Origin of the sequence: Enterobacter cloacae complex sp. SYL003, assembly GCF_049236925.1 — a bacterium.
In the GTDB taxonomy this organism is placed as follows: domain Bacteria; phylum Pseudomonadota; class Gammaproteobacteria; order Enterobacterales; family Enterobacteriaceae; genus Enterobacter; species Enterobacter intestinihominis.
Genome location: NZ_JBMKJK010000066.1, coordinates 1 through 815, shown reverse-complemented (window position 1 = coordinate 815; position 815 = coordinate 1). Strand labels below are relative to the sequence as shown.

1 rRNA gene is annotated in these 815 nt (G+C 52.9%); it reads left to right on the top strand.

The features are described 5' to 3' along the window. Positions 1-815 (top strand): 23S ribosomal RNA (locus tag ACOT1A_RS24590); the annotation flags it as partial.

Genomic DNA, 815 nt, shown 5'->3' with positions numbered 1-815 from the left:
TGCTGTGAACTCGAAGAGTAGGGCGGGACACGTGGTATCCTGTCTGAATATGGGGGGACCATCCTCCAAGGCTAAATACTCCTGACTGACCGATAGTGAACCAGTACCGTGAGGGAAAGGCGAAAAGAACCCCGGCGAGGGGAGTGAAAAAGAACCTGAAACCGTGTACGTACAAGCAGTGGGAGCCTCTTTATGGGGTGACTGCGTACCTTTTGTATAATGGGTCAGCGACTTATATTCTGTAGCAAGGTTAACCGTATAGGGGAGCCGAAGGGAAACCGAGTCTTAACTGGGCGTTAAGTTGCAGGGTATAGACCCGAAACCCGGTGATCTAGCCATGGGCAGGTTGAAGGTTGGGTAACACTAACTGGAGGACCGAACCGACTAATGTTGAAAAATTAGCGGATGACCTGTGGCTGGGGGTGAAAGGCCAATCAAACCGGGAGATAGCTGGTTCTCCCCGAAAGCTATTTAGGTAGCGCCTCGTGAACTCATCTTCGGGGGTAGAGCACTGTTTCGGCTAGGGGGCCATCCCGGCTTACCAACCCGATGCAAACTACGAATACCGAAGAATGTTATCACGGGAGACACACGGCGGGTGCTAACGTCCGTCGTGAAGAGGGAAACAACCCAGACCGCCAGCTAAGGTCCCAAAGTCATGGTTAAGTGGGAAACGATGTGGGAAGGCACAGACAGCCAGGATGTTGGCTTAGAAGCAGCCATCATTTAAAGAAAGCGTAATAGCTCACTGGTCGAGTCGGCCTGCGCGGAAGATGTAACGGGGCTAAACCATGCACCGAAGCTGCGGCAGCGAC